Source organism: Pseudomonas sp. URIL14HWK12:I12, assembly GCF_003097135.1.
In the GTDB taxonomy this organism is placed as follows: Bacteria; Pseudomonadota; Gammaproteobacteria; order Pseudomonadales; family Pseudomonadaceae; genus Aquipseudomonas.
This window is the reverse complement of sequence record NZ_QEQL01000002.1, coordinates 191,429-207,103: the sequence shown is the minus strand read 5'-3', so window position 1 is coordinate 207,103 and position 15,675 is coordinate 191,429. Positions and strand designations below refer to the sequence as shown.

Sequence of the window (15,675 nt, the reverse complement as noted above, 5' to 3'; positions counted from 1 at the left end):
TCAGGGCGCAAGGTTACGGCAATGCAGGCGGCGGTTCAACCTCAAACGCCTGGGGCTGAGCCCTTGCGCTCCACACCGGCCTGATACAAGGCGTTCTTGCGCACCCCTGTAATGCCCGCCGCCAGGGCAGCCGCCCGCTTGAGTGGCATTTCTTCAAGCAGCAGGTCGAGCACGCGCAGGGCCTCGGCGCTGACGGCCTCTTCGCCCTCCGGTGCGGTGTAACCCTGAACAAGCACCACGCACTCCCCGCGCTGCTGATTGCTGTCGGCTTCCACGAAAGCATGGAGCTCCGCCAGCGGGAGGCCTTTGAGCGTTTCGAACGCCTTGGTCAATTCTCGCGCCAGCACCGCGGGGCGATCCGCGCCGAAGGCCTGGGCCATGTCCGCCAGCGACTCCAGGATACGATGAGGTGCTTCATAGAAAATCAGTGTGCGTGGCTCCCGGGCCAATGCGTCAAGGCGTGCGCGGCGCCCGACCGCCTTGGCAGGCAGAAACCCTTCGAAGATGAACCTGTCAGAAGGCAGCCCGGCCGCTGATAGCGCCGCGATCACGGCGCAGGCCCCTGGCACGGGCACCACCTTGATACCCGCCTGGCGGGCCTGGCGTACCAGGTGATAGCCAGGGTCTGAAATCAGTGGGGTGCCCGCATCGGAAACCAGGGCCACATCATCCCCTGCCGCCAGCCGCGCGAGAAACCGCCCACCCTCGTCACGCTCGTTGTGATCATGGCAGGCCGCCAAAGGCGTCTGAATTCCGAAATGCTGCAGCAAGCGCAGGCTGTGGCGCGTGTCCTCCGCGGCGATCAAGGCAACGTCCTTGAGCACTCGCAGCGCCCGCGCAGTGATGTCATCGAGATTACCGATGGGCGTAGCAACTATATAAAGTGTGCCGAAAGTTGAATCCGCAGGCGCTGAAGCAGTCACATCCACACCTTGAAGCCAGGAAAAGCCGGCATTGTAGCAGTGCCAGGCAATGGCCGCGCCTTCATGTCGCCGCCATCGCGCCGGGGCCGCCCCTTGGTTACAATTCCCGTTCAATCGCCCACGTATCAGGAAGATGTTCATGACAGCTTGTTTGCGGCCGATCTGGGCCTTGTGCCTTGCCGTACTGCTGGCCGCGTGCGCCAGCTCGCCCTCGTCGCAGCTCGGCGAGCTGCCCCGCACACCTGACGCCAGCGTCGAGCAGCTGCTCCAGCAGGCCAGCAGCGCCAGCAACCCCGAGGCAGCCGCCCTGCTGCGCTTGTCTGCCGCTGATAAGGCACTGCAACAAAAAGACACCGCCCGCAGTACGCAGATTCTCGGGCAGGTCGACATCGCATCGCTCAAGCCCGCGCAACAGGTGTTCGCCAGCACCTTGCTCGCGGAGGTCGCACTCGCCCGCGGCGACGCCAAGGGGGCACTGGCCGCATTGCAGCATCCCAGCCTTCAGCACCTCGGCGAGCTGCCAATGGAGCAGCAGATCCGTACCGGCAAAGTCAGGGCCCAGGCCCTTGAAGCCGACAACCAGCCGCTGGCCGCTGCACGCGAGCGCGTCTTCATCGGGCCAATGCTGAGCCCACAAGACGCCAGCGCCAACAACGAAGCCATCTGGTCGCTGATGACGGCACTGCCCGCCGATCAACTGCAGCCCACCGGCAACGACGACCTGGCAGGTTGGCAAAGCCTTGCCCTGGCGACCCAGACACCCGGTACGCTCGATCAGCAAAAAGCAGCTATCACGGCATGGCAGGCGCAACATCCCAACCACCCGGCGGCCCATGCCCTGCCACAGGCACTTCAGCAGTTGATGTCGCTAAACAGCCAGCCAGTGACCAAGATCGCCCTCTACCTACCACAGCAAGGCCAGTTGGCTGGCGTTGCGCGAGCGCTGCGTGACGGTTTCATGGCCGCGCACTTCCAGGCTCGTGAAGCTGGCCAGCCCGCGCCGGCCATCGAAGTGTTCGACAGCTCCCGGCTCACCAATATCGACGACTTCTATCAACAGGCCAAGGCTGCCGGCGCCCAGCTGGTCATTGGCCCGCTGGAGAAGAACCTGGTCAAGCAACTGGGCAGCCGCCCGCAGCTGCCGATCACCACTCTGGCACTCAACTACAGCGACTCGACCCAGTCTGGCCCACCCCAGCTCTTTCAGTTCGGCCTGGCCGCCGAGGATGAAGCTCACGAGGTCGCCCGCCGCGCGCGTGCCGACGGCTATAGCCGCGCTGTGGCACTGGTGCCCAAGGGCGAGTTCGGCGAGCGCGTGCTCGCTGCCTTCCAGCAGGCCTGGACGGCAGAAGGCGGCACATTGGTGGGTTACGATCAAATCGACCAACCGGTGGCCATGGCTGGGCAGATCGCCCGCCTGCTGCAGGTTCGCCAGACTGGCAACGGTCAAGGCACTCACCGCCAGGATGTCGATTTCGTCTATCTCACTGCTACCCCTCAGCAAGCCCAGCAGATCAAGCCGACGCTGAACTATCAATTCGCTGGCAGCCTGCCAGTCTATGCGACGTCTCACGTATACAGCGCCAGCGGTGACACAGCCCAATACAACGACCTCAACGGCGTGCGCTTTTGCGAAACGCCCTGGCTGCTCGACACCAGCGACCCGCTGCGCCAGGCAGTCGTTCGCCAATGGCCGCAGGCCGCCGGCAGCCTCGGCCGCCTTTATGCAATGGGTGCCGACGCCTACGCACTGGCGTCTCGCCTAGATCAGCTCAAGGCATTACCGAACAACCGCGTCCAGGGCGAGTCAGGCAGCCTGAGCATGGGTGCCAACCAGCGTATCGAACGGCAACTGCCTTGGGCCGAGTTCAGCAACGGCCAGGTCAACCGCCTGCCGGACACCGCTCATTGACGGCAAAGCTTGATCGCCAACGCCGAGGCAAGGACGCCGAAGCCTACGCCCATGCATTGCTGACAGCGCATGGGCTCACACCTATCAGCTGCAACTGGCACTGCAGAGGCGGCGAATTGGATCTGGTCATGCTAGATGGCGATACAGTAGTATTCGTCGAAGTACGCTATCGCCAGTACGGGCAATGGGGTGGTGCACTGGAAAGCATCGATGCACGCAAGCGCCAACGCGTGGTTCTGGCAGCCGAGCATTTTCTCCATCGGTACCCTCAATGGGCCGAGCACCCCTGCCGCTTCGATGTCGTGGCCGTGGAAGGCAATCAGCCTTCACCGCCTGGCACGCATTGGATCAAGAATGCCTTCGATAGCTGAACACCGCTTGCGGCCAAGCGCCGCCCTTTTCCGCACCACGCTTCATGGCCGGCCGGCCAGGCTCTAACGCCTGCCCTGCCCTTAAGGTTAATCTGATGGACATGCAATCCCGAATCCGCCGCCTGTTCCAGGCCAGCATCGACGCCAAGCTCCAGGCCATGGACGTACTGGCCCCTCACATCGAGCTCGCAAGCCAGGTCATGGTCAATGCGATGCTCTGCGACGGCAAGGTACTGGCCTGTGGCAACGGCGGGTCGGCAGCTGATGCTCAGCACTTTTCCTCTGAGATGCTCAACCGCTTCGAGCGCGAACGCCCTGGCCTTCCGGCCATCACGCTCACTGCCGACACCTCTACGTTGTCGTCCATCGCCAACGACTACAGCTACAACGAAGTCTTCTCGAAACAGATCCGCGCCCTGGGCCACGCCGGCGATGTGCTTCTGGCGATCTCCACCAGCGGCAACTCCGCCAATATCATCCAGGCCATTCAGGCAGCCCACGATCGCGACATGACTGTGGTCGCCCTGACAGGGCGGGATGGGGGCGGCATGGCATCGCTGCTATTGCCAGAAGACGTGGAAATCCGTGTACCCTCGCAGGTGACGGCTCGCATCCAGGAAGTCCACCTGCTGGCGATCCATTGCCTGTGTCACCTGATCGACAGTCAATTGTTCGGGAGTGAAGAATGACCCCTAGCCGCATCGGCCTGCTGGCCATCACCCTTTGCGCCGCACTCAGCGGCTGCACCTCGGTTCTGACCGCCACACGTGACGATGGCATTACCGATGACCGTGGCACCCGCACATTGGGCAGCAAGATAGATGACTCGCTCATCGAAACCAAAGTGGGGGTGAATATCTCCAAGGCCAGCCCTGACCTGGCCGAAGGTTCACATATCGTGGTCAGTAGCTACAACGGCGTCGTGCTCGTCGCCGGCCAGACCCCCCGCGAAGATCTCAAACAACTGGCCGGGCAAGTAGCTGGTCAGGTTCAGAAGGTTAAAACCGTTCACAACGAGCTTCAGGTGATTCAGCCTTCTTCGCTCCTGGCGCGCAACAACGACGCTTGGCTCACCACCAAGATCAAGTCGCAGATGTTCGCGGACAACAGCATCCCAGGCTCACGCATCAAGGTGATCACCGAAAACGGCATCGTCTATTTGCTGGGCTTGGTCACTCAGCAGGAAGCCACTCGCGCGACCAACCTGGTTCAGGGTGTCAGCGGGGTGCAGCGCATTGTGAAGCTATTCGAATATATCAACTGATTAGCGCCACGCCGGCCAAAAACGACAATGCCAGTCAGTTGAGCTGACTGGCATTGTCGCTTCTGCACCAGATTAAGCAGCAGGCTCAAACCTGAGACCCGCCACCACAACCTGCCTGCCTCGGAAGGCCGCCTCTTTTACTTCACCACTTTCAAGCTCGGCTTGCCGCTGGGCCGAGGCGGCTGTGGCGGGCTGGGCTCGTCATCAGACCCCTGCTCCTCATCACCCAGCACCTCATCATCCTCAAGCACCGGCTCAAGCTCAAACACCATACCCTGGCCGTTCTCACGAGCGTAGATACCCAGAATGGCTTCAACCGGCACAAAAAGGCTGTGCGTAACACCGCCGAAACTGCCTTCGAAACTGACAGCCTTGTTGTCCATGTGCAAATGCCGAATAGCACTCGGCGACACGTTCAGGACGATTTGACCGTCGCTGGCGTAGCCTTGCGGCACCTGTACCTGCGGGTGCTCGGTAGTCACAAGCAAATGTGGGGTGCATTCGTTGTCGACGATCCACTCGTACAACGCACGGACGAGATAAGGGCGGCTCGAGTTCATAAAGGCTCCTGAAATTAGCGCATTTCTCGCTCAGCCGCAGATAGGCTGGCCCTGAAGGCCTCACGGGCGAACTGGCGATCCATATAGTCAAGCAAGGGCTTTGCCGGGCGCGGTAGCTCGATACCCATCGAAGGCAAACGCCACAGGATGGGTAGAAGGCAGCAATCGACCAAGCTGAAGTCTTCACTTAGAAAGAAGGGTTTGTCGGCAAACAGGGGAGACACCCCGGTCAGGCTTTCACGCAACTGCTTGCGCATATCAGCCCTGGCCTTTTCAGGCGTTCGCACATCAAGCAGCGGATCAACCAACGAGCACCAATCACGCTGAATCCGATGCATCAGCAGGCGGCTGTTGCCTCGGGCGACCGGGTAGACCGGCAACAACGGCGGATGGGGATAACGCTCATCGAGGTATTCCATCACCACCATCGGCTCATACAGCGCCAAGTCGCGGTCGACCAAGGTCGGGACGCCGCCGTAAGGGTTAGCCTCGGCCAGCGCCGTAGGCAGGCGCCCAGGTACTACATCGATGATTTCAGCGCCGACCTGTTTCTCGGCCAGCACGATGCGCACACGGTGAGAATAATGATCGGCAGGGTCGGAGAAACAGGCTAACCGGTTGGTCGCGCCCATGCGGCCCTCCACGATAAACATTTGAACAAAAGCACCCAGAGGCGCTGGCAATAAGGGCGAATCTTACACTATTGCGCCCCACCCCGCCTTATTACGACGTTTGCCCGGCTCCAAAATGCAGAAACCCGGCACAAGGGCCGGGTTTCTGTACAAGCCAGAGGCTTGAAGGCAGCGAATTAACGCTTGGAGTATTGCGGACGCTTACGCGCTTTACGCAGACCGACCTTCTTACGCTCAACTTCACGGGAGTCGCGGGTAACGTAGCCAGCCACGCGCAGGGCTTTGCGCAGGGACTCGTCGTACGCCATCAGCGCGCGAGTGATACCGTGACGGATCGCACCGGCCTGGCCGCTTACACCGCCGCCAGCTACGGTAACGTAGATGTCGAACTTTTCAGTGTTTTCGGTCAGTTCCAGAGGCTGGCGAACCACCATCCGAGCGGTCTCACGACCGAAGAAGGTGTCCAGCGGACGGTTGTTGATCGAGATCTTGCCAGTGCCTGGGCGCAGGAAGACGCGAGCGGTTGCGGTCTTGCGACGGCCAGTGCCGTAATTTTGAGTCGCCGACATAGTGAACTATTCCGTTAAATCTTCAGTTCTTGGGGCTGCTGAGCGGTGTGAGGGTGGTTGGCACCCGCGTAGACCTTCAGCTTACGGTACATGTCGCGACCCAGCGGGTTCTTAGGCAGCATGCCTTTGACCGCGGTTTCGATAACACGCTCAGGGGCCTTGTCGATCAACTTCTCGAAGTTGATTTCCTTGATACCGCCCGGGAAGCCGGAGTGGGAGTAGTACATTTTGTCGGAAGACTTGGCACCGGTGACTCGCACCTGCTCGGCATTGATCACGACGATGTAGTCGCCGGTGTCAACGTGAGGGGTGTACTCAGCCTTGTGCTTGCCGCGCAGGCGACGAGCGATTTCGGTGGACAGACGACCCAGGGTCTGGCCAGCGGCGTCGACGACGAACCAGTCGCGCTTTACTGTTTCCGGTTTAGCAGTAAAAGTTTTCATTCTTTATAGCCTCAGGGGCCGCCCTGCAAAAATAGACGGCGGAGCTTACTGAATAGTGCTTGCTTTGACAAGTCAAAGGCAGCCGAAGCCAGACGCAATTTGGGGGCTCGGGTCGGTGCGTCGACGTACGGCGTCTCTTACCGGGGGTGCATCACTTCCGCCCATAAAGAGCTGGCGAATTATCCGGATTTTTCTGCAAATGGCAAGCCTTGCCAGGGATCACTGGACAACCCCGCCCAAACATAAGACGATCTGGCCGCAACGTGACCACTATCACCTACAAGAACAACAGCCATGACCATCTTCACACCTTCGCTGCGCCGGGTCAGCATCCTGGCCACCGACAAGGTCTTCGCCTCCACCCTCATGCAGGCCAAGGACTTCTTTCACCTGGCGGCCCTGCGCCATAGCCTGAACCTCGACCAAGGGCTCAAGCCGGCCTTCGACATCCTGCTCTGCAGCCCGGACGGCCAGCCTGTCGATACGTTCAGCGGCGTGCGCGTGGACGTCGACGGCGGCCTTGCCGACACCGACGTGATCATCCTCCCAGCCTTCTGGGAGAGCTTCGAAAAGCTCCTGGAACGCTACCCGCAGGTGGTGCCTTGGCTGAAAGCCCAGCACGCGCGGGGCGCGGTATTCTGCGGCGAGGCCAGCGGGGTGTTCTGGCTGGCCGAGGCGGGCCTGCTCGATGACTGTGAAGCCACCACCTACTGGCGGTTCTTCGACAGCTTCAGCCAGCGCTTCCCCAAGGTGAAACTCAACCCGGACAAACACCTGACCGATGCCGGCAACCTGTATTGCGCCGCCGGCATGACCTCTGCCAGCGACCTCTACATTCACCTGATCGAACGCTTCTGTGGCCTGCGCGTGGCGCAGGGAGTAGCGCGCGATATTCTGTTCGAAGTACAGCGCAACTACTCCCCAGGGCGAATCGGCTTCGGCGGCCAGAAGCTACATCACGACCCGGCGATCCTGCAGATCCAGCAATGGCTCGAGGAGCACTACTCGGAGAAATTTCGTTTCGAAGACGTCGCGCGCGACCATGGGATGAGCATTCGTAACTTCATGCGGCGCTTTCATACCGCCACGGGCGACAAGCCACTGCACTATCTGCAGCGCCTGCGCATCGAGACTGCCCGCAGCCTGCTTTCGACCACACGGCGCAGCGTCAAGGCGATCAGCTACGAGGTAGGCTACGACGACGCCAGCTTCTTCGCCAGGCTGTTCCGCCAGCACACCGGCCTGACCCCGCATGCCTACCGCCAGCAATTGATGCCGGCGGGCGCAGCCTGAGGCACAACCCAGCTCAGGGCTTGTGAGCCCTGGCCAGGAACTCGTGGGATTGCATTTCCAGCAGGCGGCTCAAGGTGCGCTGAAACTCGAAGTTCAGGCGCCCACCGGAATACAGGTCCTTGAGCTCGACCTCGGCGGAAATGATCAGCTTGACGTTACGGTCGTAAAACTCATCGACCATGTTGATGAAACGCCGTGCGATGTCGTCGGTGGTCACGCTCATCTGCTCAACCTCGCTGAGCAGCACCGCGTGGTAGATCTTGCCCAGCTCGATGTAATCGTTCTGGCTGCGCGGGCCGTCGCACAGGTTGCGAAACTCGAACCAGGCGACATCATCACAGGTACGCAGCGCTTTGATCTCGCGGTTCTCGATCATCAGTACGTCGTTCTCCACGACCTTTTTCGAGTCGGCCGTCAGCGCCCGGAAGCTCTCACGCATGCTGCGCTCGGCCGCTTCATCCAGCGGGTAGTGAAACAGCTCGGCTTGCTCCAGGTGGCGCAGGCGGTAATCCACACCACTGTCGACATTGACCACCTCGGTGTTCTGCTTGATCAGCGCGATGGCGGGCAGGAAGCGCGCGCGTTGCAAGCCGTCCTTGTAAAGGCCGTCGGGTACGATGTTGGAGGTGGCCACCAGCGTAACACCGTGCTTGAACAGTTCCTCCATCAAAGTACCCAGGATCATCGCGTCGGTGATATCCGAGACGAAGAACTCATCGAAACAGATCACCCGCGACTCCTGTGCGAAGCGCTTGGCGATCACGGTGAGGGGGTTCTTCTCGCCGCCGAGGGTCTTGAGCTCCTCGTGCACCCGCTTCATGAAGCGGTGAAAGTGCGTTCGGGTTTTTTCCTGAAACGGCAAGGCATCGAAGAAGGTATCGACCAGGTAGGTCTTTCCGCGGCCCACTCCACCCCAGAAGTACAGGCCCTTGACCGGCACTGCATCTTTCTTTCCGAACAGCTTGCCGAACAGCCCGGCCTTTGCCGACTGCGCAGCGATCAGGTCATCGTATAGCCGCTGCAGGTGGCGAACGGCCTGCTCTTGAGCGGCGTCATGAAAAAAGTCAGGACGCTTGAGGTCCTCTTGGTATCGTTCTAGGGGGGTCATATTCTTGAACAAGGCGATCAAAACCGGGGCCGTCACTTTAAAGGCGGCCCGGGCTGCGCGCAATCACACGTGCGGCAAGTCGTCGCGTCAGGCCTGCGGTGCCAAGGCCTCGTGCAACGCCTGGATACCGGCATCGCGCGCGGGCTCATCGGCAAAGGCCGGGCTCACCGCCACACACTCCCCTTCAAGCCACAGGCCGAAAGCCAGGCCGTCGGCGCGCACATCCAGCTCGCCGCCCTGTTGCAGCTGCTTGCTGACCGCCCCTGCTGCCTTGCCATCGGCAAAGCTACGCGATAACAGCAGTTGCGAGCCGTCAGCGGCCAGCAGCCTGAAGCGGAAGCTACCGTCAGCATCGCGGAAGCTGACGAAACGCGCGGCCTTGCTGGCTTTTTTCTTTTCGCCGGTGGCGAGGGCGACCTGGCCCTTGAACGAGCGCAAGCCAACCGCCTCGCGCAGCGTCTGCAGAAAGGGCGTGGCGCTCTTGCGCGCCTTGGCGGCGCCCTGCTGCAGGATGTCTTCGAGCTCGTCAGGGCGTGCCATCAGCTGAATGTAGCGTTCGCGAGGCTGGGCAAGCTCGGCATCGAGCAGCTCGAACAGCCGCTGCTTGGCCTCGCCCCAACCCAGGCCGTCGACCAGTTCTGCACGAAAGGCCGCCGCCTGCTCACGGCTGGCGAAGGCGCTGTAGAGCGTGAACAGGTGCGAAGCGTCAGGATCTTTGGGTTCGCCCGGTAGGCGGGAATCGGTGACGATGCGGGCAATGCTGTCCTTGAGCTGCTTGGCACCGGCGAACAGCGGGATGGTGTTGTCGTAGCTTTTCGACATCTTGCGGCCATCCAGGCCCGGCAAAGTGGCGACACTTTCTTCGATCAGCGCCTCGGGCATCACGAAGAAGTCCTTGCCATTACCGAACAGGTGGTTGAAGCGCGCGCCGATATCGCGCGCCATCTCCACGTGCTGGATCTGGTCACGGCCTACCGGGATTTTGTGGGCATTGAACATGAGGATGTCTGCTGCCATCAGAACAGGATAGCTGAACAGCCCCATAGTCACGCCCGCATCCGGCTCCTCGCCCTGCTCCAGGTTTTTGTCCACTGACGCTTTGTAGGCATGCGCACGGTTGAGCAGGCCCTTGCCGGCCACACAGGTCAGCAGCCAGGTCAACTCTGTGATCTCGGGGATGTCGGACTGCCGGTAGAAGGTCACGCGCTCTACGTCCAGGCCCGCAGCCAGCCAAGTCGCCGCGATTTCCTGGCGCGAACGCAGGATACGCGCCGGGTCGTCGCACTTGATCAGCGCGTGGTAATCAGCGAGGAAATAGAAGGAGTCAGCGTCGCTCTGGCGGCTGGCGACGATGGCGGGGCGGATGGCGCCAGCGTAGTTGCCCAGGTGCGGGGTGCCGGTGGTGGTGATGCCGGTAAGAATACGGGTGGTCATGTTCGGATCGATCGTTCAGGAAGCCAGGCGGGGCAAGACCAGATCCTTCAGATCCGTCAGCTTGCCGTGAAAGAAGTGGCCGCATTCTGCCACTTTCAGGAGTTCATGGGGGCGAGAAAGCTGCTCGGACCAGTCGTAAACCGCCTGGGGCTCGACCACTTCATCGGCCTCGGGCTGAATCACCGTCATCGGCACCTGCGCGGGCAGCGCGTGCTCAGCGCTCAGCCGCATGACCGCGGGCGCGCACATGAACAGGTGCGATAGCGCCGCTCCGCTGCGCTCCAACCGCCCCGCCAGCGCTGCGGCCACGAAGCCGCCGAAGGAGAACCCCAACAGGGTCAGAGGCACCCCTGGGTGCTTGATGCGCAGCCAGTTGGCGGCCGCCTGGGCGTCGTCAACCTCGCCGCTGCCCATGTCATGGGTGCCGGCGCTGCTGCCAGTGCCACGATAGTTGAAACGAAGTGTAATAAAGCCGGCGTCACGAGCGGTGCGCTGAAGAGTGGAGATCACCTTGTTGAGCATCGTCCCACCCTGTACCGGGTTGGGATGGCACAACAGCGCAATGCCACGGGCGTCGGGCACTTCCAGATACAAGGCTTCGAGCTGGCCCACGGGGCCATCGAGCATCAAAGGGTTTTCGCGGATCAGCAAGGGGGAGCTCCGTGACCCTTTGTGGGGTCTATTCGTCTAGCTGTTGGATTATGCCTGGCATATCTGCCAACCTATTGCCGGCCCTGCCGTGTACAGGCCCGGCGCAAGCCGTTAACGTAAAGCAAAGCCGTTTATAGAGGAAGGACTCGTGGAACTCTCGCTTTTAGTTTGGTTGCTCCCGACGCTGGCCTTGGTGGTGGGTGTCGTGATCGGTTTCCTCATTGCCCGCCTCGCACCGAACGCTGTGCCCAGCAGCACCCAGCGGCAGCTGGATGACATCCAGGAAAAGTTCGACAACTACCAGCATGAGGTGGTCACCCACTTCAACAGCACGGCGATCCTGGTCAAGAAGCTCACCCAGAGCTACCAGGAAGTGCAGGAGCATCTGGCCGAAGGCGCCGATCGCCTGGCCACCGACGACTTGACCCGCCAGCGCCTGCTTGCAGCCCTGCACCCAGAGGCAGCCCCAGTGCGGGACCGCGAGCGCCTGAGCCGCCCGCTCAGCGATGAAGTTCCGAAGGATTACGCGCCCAAGGCGCCTGACTCGCCCGGCATGCTCGATGAGCAGTACGGTTTGAAACGCAAATGAAAACGGGGCCGAAAGGCCCCGTTCTCGTTTATGCTCGCCGCGTGGCAAGCCGCCCTCCCCCGGTGTTGAACTGCATCGAGCCTTAGGTGGGAGGCCGGCTTGCCGGGCGGTGGGCGGCTGCTAAACCGCGCCGCGCTGGCGCAGAACGTCCAGCACCGCCTTCACACCCTCTTCGACGCTCACCGACTGGGTATCGATGACCAGGTCCGCATTGAGCGGTACGTCATAGGGGAAAGAATCGCCCGGGATGTTATCCCCGCCAGCAGCGTACAGCCCCTGCGGGTCGCGCTGGGCGCAGATCGAAGGCGAAGCCTGTACGTACACGGTAATCACCCGCTCCGGCCCGATCAGCGCACGGGCCTGTTCGCGGCCTTCGGCATCCGGGGCGACGAACGCCGCCAGCGTAATGAGCCCGGCCTCGTTGAACTGGCGCGCCACATGTGCAGCACGGCGCCAGTTCTCGGTGCGGCCTGCGCGGTCCTGCGGCAAGCCCTTGTTCAGGTCATGGCGCAGGTTTTGGCCATCGAGCACGTATACCGCACGCCCCATGTCGAACAGGCGCCGTTCGAGTGCATAGGCCAGGGTGCTCTTGCCCGCCCCAGAGAGGCCGGTGAACAGCACAGTGGCCGGCTGCTGGCCGAAACGCAGTGCGCGCTCACCGGTGGCGACGTGTGCGCCCTTGCCGTGCCCAGCCGCCGTACCGTGCGGCACCACTGGCGGGGCGATGATCATGCCGGCGCCAACGGTGCCATTGGTGAGGCGGTCGATCACGATGAAGGCACCGGTGGTACGGTTGCTTTCATAGCCGTCCAGGGCGATGGCGGCGTCGAGGCTGACCTTGACCCGGCCAATCTCGTTGAGCTTGAGCTGGCTGGCTTGGTTCTTCTCCAGGGTATTCACATCCACCTGGTGCATGATCCCGGCGATCGACCCTGGTACGTAGCTGGTGGCGCGCTTGATGTCGTATTTCTTGCCCGGCAGCATGGGCTCTTCAGCCATCCATACCAGCATGGCCTCGAACTGGTCGGCAACAGGCGGCACGTTATCGGCGTGAACCAACAGGTCGCCACGAGAGATGTCGATCTCGTCTTCCATGGTCAACGTCACGGCCTGGCCGGGGCCGGCCTGTTCCAATTCACCTTCGAAGGTGACGATGGACTTGACCCGGCTGCTCTTGCCCGAAGGCAATACGACGACTTCATCGCCTTTGTGCACGACACCGCTGGCCAAGGTCCCGGCAAAGCCACGGAAGTTGAGGTTCGGGCGGTTGACGTACTGCACCGGGAAGCGCAGGTCGGTCAGGTTGCGATCGGCTGCCACCTCCACGGTTTCGAGGATGTCCATCAGCGTGGGGCCTTCGTACCACGGCGAGCGCTCGCTGCGGTTGACCACGTTGTCACCCTTGAGGGCCGACATTGGCACGAAATGCAGGGTTGTGGGAGCCAGGCCTATGGCCTCGGCGAACGCCAGGTAGTCGGCCTGGATGGCATCGAACACGCCTTGATCGAAACCTTTGAGGTCCATCTTGTTGATGGCCACCACAATGTGCTTGATCCCAAGCAGGCTAGCGATATAGCTGTGGCGGCGGGTCTGGGTCTGCACGCCGTAGCGCGCATCGACCAGGATGATCGCCAGGTCACAGGTGGATGCACCGGTGGCCATGTTGCGGGTGTACTGCTCATGGCCGGGCGTATCGGCGATGATGAACTTGCGACGGGCCGTGGAGAAGTAACGGTAGGCCACATCGATGGTGATGCCCTGCTCACGCTCGGCCTGCAGGCCATCGACCAGCAGCGCCAGGTCGACTTCCTCACCGGTGGTGCCGGATTTTTTCGAATCCCGTGTAATCGCCTCGAGGTGGTCCTCGTAGATCATCTTGGAGTCGTGCAGCAGGCGCCCGATCAGGGTGCTCTTGCCGTCGTCGACGTTGCCACAGGTGAGAAAGCGCAGCAGCTCTTTACGCTCGTGCTGGGCCAGATAAGCGAGGATGTCTTCGCTGATCAGATCGGATTGGTGCGACATGATGAAAAACCCTGAAGTTTAGAAGTAGCCCTGGCGTTTCTTGTCTTCCATCGAGCCTGCGGCATCGTGGTCGATGACCCGGCCCTGGCGCTCGGACGTACGCGTCAGCAACATTTCCTGAATGATGTCGGTCAGGGTATCGGCTTCGGATTCCACCGCACCGGTCAGCGGATAGCAGCCCAGGGTACGGAAGCGGACCTTCTTGTTGACGATGCGCGCTTTCTCTTCATCGCTCAGGTACTCGAGGATGCGGTCGTCGTCGATCATCAGCAGGGTGCCGTTCTTTTCGATCACCGGCCGTTCGGCGGCGAAGTACAGCGGCACGATCGGGATCCCTTCGAGGTAGATGTATTGCCAGATATCCAGCTCGGTCCAGTTCGACAGGGGGAAGACACGGATCGACTCGCCCTTGTTGACCTTGCCGTTGTAGATGTTCCACAGCTCGGGGCGTTGGTTTTTCGGGTCCCAGCGGTGTTTGCTGTCACGGAAGGAATACACGCGCTCCTTGGCGCGCGACTTCTCTTCATCACGGCGGGCGCCACCGAAGGCTGCATCGAAACCGTACTTGTCCAGCGCCTGCTTCAGGCCCTGGGTTTTCATGATGTCGGTGTGCTTGGAGCTACCGTGCGTGAACGGGTTGACGTTCTGCTCAACGCCTTCCGGGTTGATGTGGACCAGCAGGTCGAGGTTCATGTCCTTGACCATTTGGTCGCGGAACTTGTACATCTCCTGGAATTTCCAGCGGGTATCGACGTGCAGCACCGGAAACGGCAGCTTGCCTGGGAAAAAGGCTTTGCGCGCCAGGTGCAGCATCACGGCCGAATCCTTGCCGATCGAATACAGCATCACCGGGTTGTCGAACTCGGCGGCCACTTCACGAATGATGTGGATGCTTTCCGCCTCCAACTGTTTGAGGTGCGTCAGTTTGTCGACCATGGCTACTCACGGGTAAAGGCTTTACGTTATGACGGCCGGCGGGCCGTGTTCGAACGGCGCACTTTATCACAGGCCCTGTGTATATCCAGGCGAGGGGTTAGACCGGAAAGGCATTAGCATATGCCGGCTGGTTTCGCCCTCAAATGGGGTTGGGGCAGTCGATGAACACATGCTCCACGGCGAAGCGCCGCGCCAGGTATTCACCCAGTGCCTGCACCCCGTAGCGCTCGGTGGCGTGGTGCCCGGCTGCGATGAACGACACCCCGTTCTCGCGAGCGCTGTGGTAGGTCTGCTCGGACGCTTCACCCGTGAGATACAGGTCGACGCCCGCGGCGATGGCCTGGTCGATATACCCCTGCCCGCCGCCGCTGCACCAGCCAATACGCTGCACGGCCCGCTTGCCCTCCACCAGCAACGGTGCACGGCCCAGCACCCTCTCCACGCGCGCAGCGAACTCCTGAGCACTGACAGGCTCCGGCAACGCGCCGGCCAGCCCCACCACTCGCGGGTTGGCAGGGTCTAGCGGCCCCTCGACCTCGATGCCCAGGTGCAGCGCCAGTTGAGCGTTGTTGCCTACCTCCGGATGTACATCCAGTGGCAGGTGATAGGCCAGCAAGCTGATGTCGTGCCGCAATAATGCCTTGAGGCGGCGCTGTTTCATCCCCGTGATGCAGGGGTTCTCGCCCTTCCAGAAATACCCGTGGTGCACCAGCAGCAGGTCGGCGCGAGCCTCGATCGCGGCGTCTACCAGCGCCTGGCTGGCGGTCACACCGCTGACGATGCGCATCACTTGGGGCCGCCCCTCGACCTGCAGGCCGTTGGGGCAGTAGTCCTGGATGCTCGCCGCGTTGAGATAGCGGTCCGCTTCCTGAACCAGGGTATCGAGTGCTACGGCCATGGGAAGTCTCCGGAAAAAGGCTCTGCCAGGGGCGCCAAGCGCCCGTATAATGCCGGCCATTATGCGGTGC

At 61.6% G+C, this 15,675-nt stretch carries 17 protein-coding genes; 6 read left to right on the top strand and 11 right to left on the bottom strand.

Annotated elements, in window-relative coordinates; genetic code table 11:
- Positions 1–41: 41 nt before the first annotated feature.
- Complete coding sequence (gene rsmI, locus F474_RS07980) at positions 42–923, bottom strand: 16S rRNA (cytidine(1402)-2'-O)-methyltransferase (protein WP_256577840.1); 882 nt, start codon at positions 921–923, stop codon at positions 42–44.
- A gap of 139 nt (positions 924–1,062) precedes the next feature.
- Between rsmI and F474_RS07975 the strand changes: the two genes are divergently transcribed.
- The 4 genes from F474_RS07975 to F474_RS07960 all read left to right on the top strand — a co-directional run bounded on the left by F474_RS07975 (position 1,063) and on the right by F474_RS07960 (position 4,470).
- Positions 1,063–2,835, top strand: a complete 1,773-nt coding sequence (locus F474_RS07975; RefSeq protein ID WP_097088895.1) for a penicillin-binding protein activator — start codon at positions 1,063–1,065, stop codon at positions 2,833–2,835.
- Positions 2,832–3,206: a YraN family protein gene (locus tag F474_RS07970; protein WP_097088894.1), complete on the top strand. Its 375-nt coding sequence runs from the start codon at positions 2,832–2,834 to the stop codon at positions 3,204–3,206. Before F474_RS07975 ends, F474_RS07970 begins: the two co-directional genes overlap by 4 nt.
- Before the next feature lie 95 nt (positions 3,207–3,301).
- Positions 3,302–3,895 carry a phosphoheptose isomerase gene (locus tag F474_RS07965; RefSeq protein ID WP_097088893.1) on the top strand — a complete coding sequence of 198 codons (594 nt, stop codon included), beginning with the start codon at positions 3,302–3,304 and terminating at the stop codon, positions 3,893–3,895.
- A complete protein-coding gene (locus F474_RS07960; protein WP_097088891.1) occupies positions 3,892–4,470 on the top strand; it encodes a BON domain-containing protein in 579 nt (192 codons plus the stop codon). Before F474_RS07965 ends, F474_RS07960 begins: the two co-directional genes overlap by 4 nt.
- A gap of 137 nt (positions 4,471–4,607) precedes the next feature.
- Here the strand turns inward: F474_RS07960 and F474_RS07955 are convergent, their stop codons facing one another.
- The 4 genes from F474_RS07955 to rplM form a co-directional block, all read right to left on the bottom strand.
- Positions 4,608–5,030, bottom strand: coding sequence for a ClpXP protease specificity-enhancing factor (locus F474_RS07955; protein ID WP_097088889.1), 423 nt, complete (start codon positions 5,028–5,030; stop codon positions 4,608–4,610).
- A 14-nt stretch (positions 5,031–5,044) separates the two neighbouring features.
- Positions 5,045–5,662, bottom strand: a complete 618-nt coding sequence (locus tag F474_RS07950) for a glutathione S-transferase N-terminal domain-containing protein (RefSeq protein ID WP_097088887.1) — start codon at positions 5,660–5,662, stop codon at positions 5,045–5,047.
- A 176-nt stretch (positions 5,663–5,838) separates the two neighbouring features.
- Complete coding sequence (gene rpsI, locus F474_RS07945; RefSeq protein ID WP_097088885.1) at positions 5,839–6,231, bottom strand: 30S ribosomal protein S9; 393 nt, start codon at positions 6,229–6,231, stop codon at positions 5,839–5,841.
- Between the two features lie 14 nt (positions 6,232–6,245).
- Positions 6,246–6,674 (bottom strand): 50S ribosomal protein L13, encoded by a 429-nt coding sequence (gene rplM / locus F474_RS07940; protein ID WP_097088883.1) that lies wholly within the window; start codon positions 6,672–6,674, stop codon positions 6,246–6,248.
- A gap of 294 nt (positions 6,675–6,968) precedes the next feature.
- Between rplM and F474_RS07935 the strand changes: the two genes are divergently transcribed.
- On the top strand, positions 6,969–7,967 hold the full coding sequence (locus F474_RS07935) for a GlxA family transcriptional regulator (protein WP_097088881.1): 999 nt from the start codon (positions 6,969–6,971) through the stop codon (positions 7,965–7,967).
- 13 nt (positions 7,968–7,980) lie between these two features.
- Here the strand turns inward: F474_RS07935 and zapE are convergent, their stop codons facing one another.
- The 3 genes from zapE to F474_RS07920 all read right to left on the bottom strand — a co-directional run bounded on the left by zapE (position 7,981) and on the right by F474_RS07920 (position 11,160).
- Positions 7,981–9,075, bottom strand: coding sequence for a cell division protein ZapE (gene zapE / locus F474_RS07930; RefSeq protein WP_097089044.1), 1,095 nt, complete (start codon positions 9,073–9,075; stop codon positions 7,981–7,983).
- Between the two features lie 87 nt (positions 9,076–9,162).
- The gene (locus F474_RS07925) at positions 9,163–10,509 is read right to left on the bottom strand and encodes a tryptophan--tRNA ligase (protein WP_097088879.1); all 1,347 of its coding nucleotides are present in this window, start codon (positions 10,507–10,509) and stop codon (positions 9,163–9,165) included.
- 15 nt (positions 10,510–10,524) lie between these two features.
- On the bottom strand, positions 10,525–11,160 hold the full coding sequence (locus tag F474_RS07920; protein ID WP_176510738.1) for an alpha/beta hydrolase: 636 nt from the start codon (positions 11,158–11,160) through the stop codon (positions 10,525–10,527).
- Between the two features lie 148 nt (positions 11,161–11,308).
- On the opposite strand from F474_RS07920, the gene F474_RS07915 reads away from it, so the two are divergent.
- Positions 11,309–11,749: a YhcB family protein gene (locus F474_RS07915; protein WP_097088876.1), complete on the top strand. Its 441-nt coding sequence runs from the start codon at positions 11,309–11,311 to the stop codon at positions 11,747–11,749.
- 120 nt (positions 11,750–11,869) lie between these two features.
- On the opposite strand, the gene cysN is transcribed toward F474_RS07915, so the two are convergent.
- The 3 genes from cysN to F474_RS07900 all read right to left on the bottom strand — a co-directional run bounded on the left by cysN (position 11,870) and on the right by F474_RS07900 (position 15,605).
- Positions 11,870–13,771, bottom strand: a complete 1,902-nt coding sequence (cysN, locus tag F474_RS07910) for a sulfate adenylyltransferase subunit CysN (RefSeq protein WP_097088874.1) — start codon at positions 13,769–13,771, stop codon at positions 11,870–11,872.
- A gap of 18 nt (positions 13,772–13,789) precedes the next feature.
- Positions 13,790–14,707 carry a sulfate adenylyltransferase subunit CysD gene (gene cysD / locus F474_RS07905; RefSeq protein ID WP_097088872.1) on the bottom strand — a complete coding sequence of 306 codons (918 nt, stop codon included), beginning with the start codon at positions 14,705–14,707 and terminating at the stop codon, positions 13,790–13,792.
- Between the two features lie 139 nt (positions 14,708–14,846).
- Entirely contained in the window at positions 14,847–15,605 is a 759-nt protein-coding gene (locus F474_RS07900; RefSeq protein ID WP_097088870.1) for a Nif3-like dinuclear metal center hexameric protein, read from the bottom strand.
- Between the last annotated feature and the right edge of the window lie 70 nt (positions 15,606–15,675).

Excerpts from the sequence above, each read along its gene's own strand:
- F474_RS07975 (WP_097088895.1), top strand. The coding sequence starts at position 1,063 with ATGACAGCTTGTTTGCGGCCGATCTGGGCCTTGTGCCTTGCCGTACTG.
- F474_RS07965 (WP_097088893.1), top strand. The coding sequence starts at position 3,302 with ATGGACATGCAATCCCGAATCCGCCGCCTGTTCCAGGCCAGCATCGAC.
- F474_RS07960 (WP_097088891.1), top strand. The coding sequence starts at position 3,892 with ATGACCCCTAGCCGCATCGGCCTGCTGGCCATCACCCTTTGCGCCGCA.
- F474_RS07955 (WP_097088889.1), bottom strand. The coding sequence starts at position 5,030 with ATGAACTCGAGCCGCCCTTATCTCGTCCGTGCGTTGTACGAGTGGATC.
- F474_RS07950 (WP_097088887.1), bottom strand. The coding sequence starts at position 5,662 with ATGGGCGCGACCAACCGGTTAGCCTGTTTCTCCGACCCTGCCGATCAT.
- rpsI (WP_097088885.1), bottom strand. The coding sequence starts at position 6,231 with ATGTCGGCGACTCAAAATTACGGCACTGGCCGTCGCAAGACCGCAACC.
- rplM (WP_097088883.1), bottom strand. The coding sequence starts at position 6,674 with ATGAAAACTTTTACTGCTAAACCGGAAACAGTAAAGCGCGACTGGTTC.
- F474_RS07935 (WP_097088881.1), top strand. The coding sequence starts at position 6,969 with ATGACCATCTTCACACCTTCGCTGCGCCGGGTCAGCATCCTGGCCACC.
- zapE (WP_097089044.1), bottom strand. The coding sequence starts at position 9,075 with ATGACCCCCCTAGAACGATACCAAGAGGACCTCAAGCGTCCTGACTTT.
- F474_RS07925 (WP_097088879.1), bottom strand. The coding sequence starts at position 10,509 with ATGACCACCCGTATTCTTACCGGCATCACCACCACCGGCACCCCGCAC.
- cysN (WP_097088874.1), bottom strand. The coding sequence starts at position 13,771 with ATGTCGCACCAATCCGATCTGATCAGCGAAGACATCCTCGCTTATCTG.
- cysD (WP_097088872.1), bottom strand. The coding sequence starts at position 14,707 with ATGGTCGACAAACTGACGCACCTCAAACAGTTGGAGGCGGAAAGCATC.
- F474_RS07900 (WP_097088870.1), bottom strand. The coding sequence starts at position 15,605 with ATGGCCGTAGCACTCGATACCCTGGTTCAGGAAGCGGACCGCTATCTC.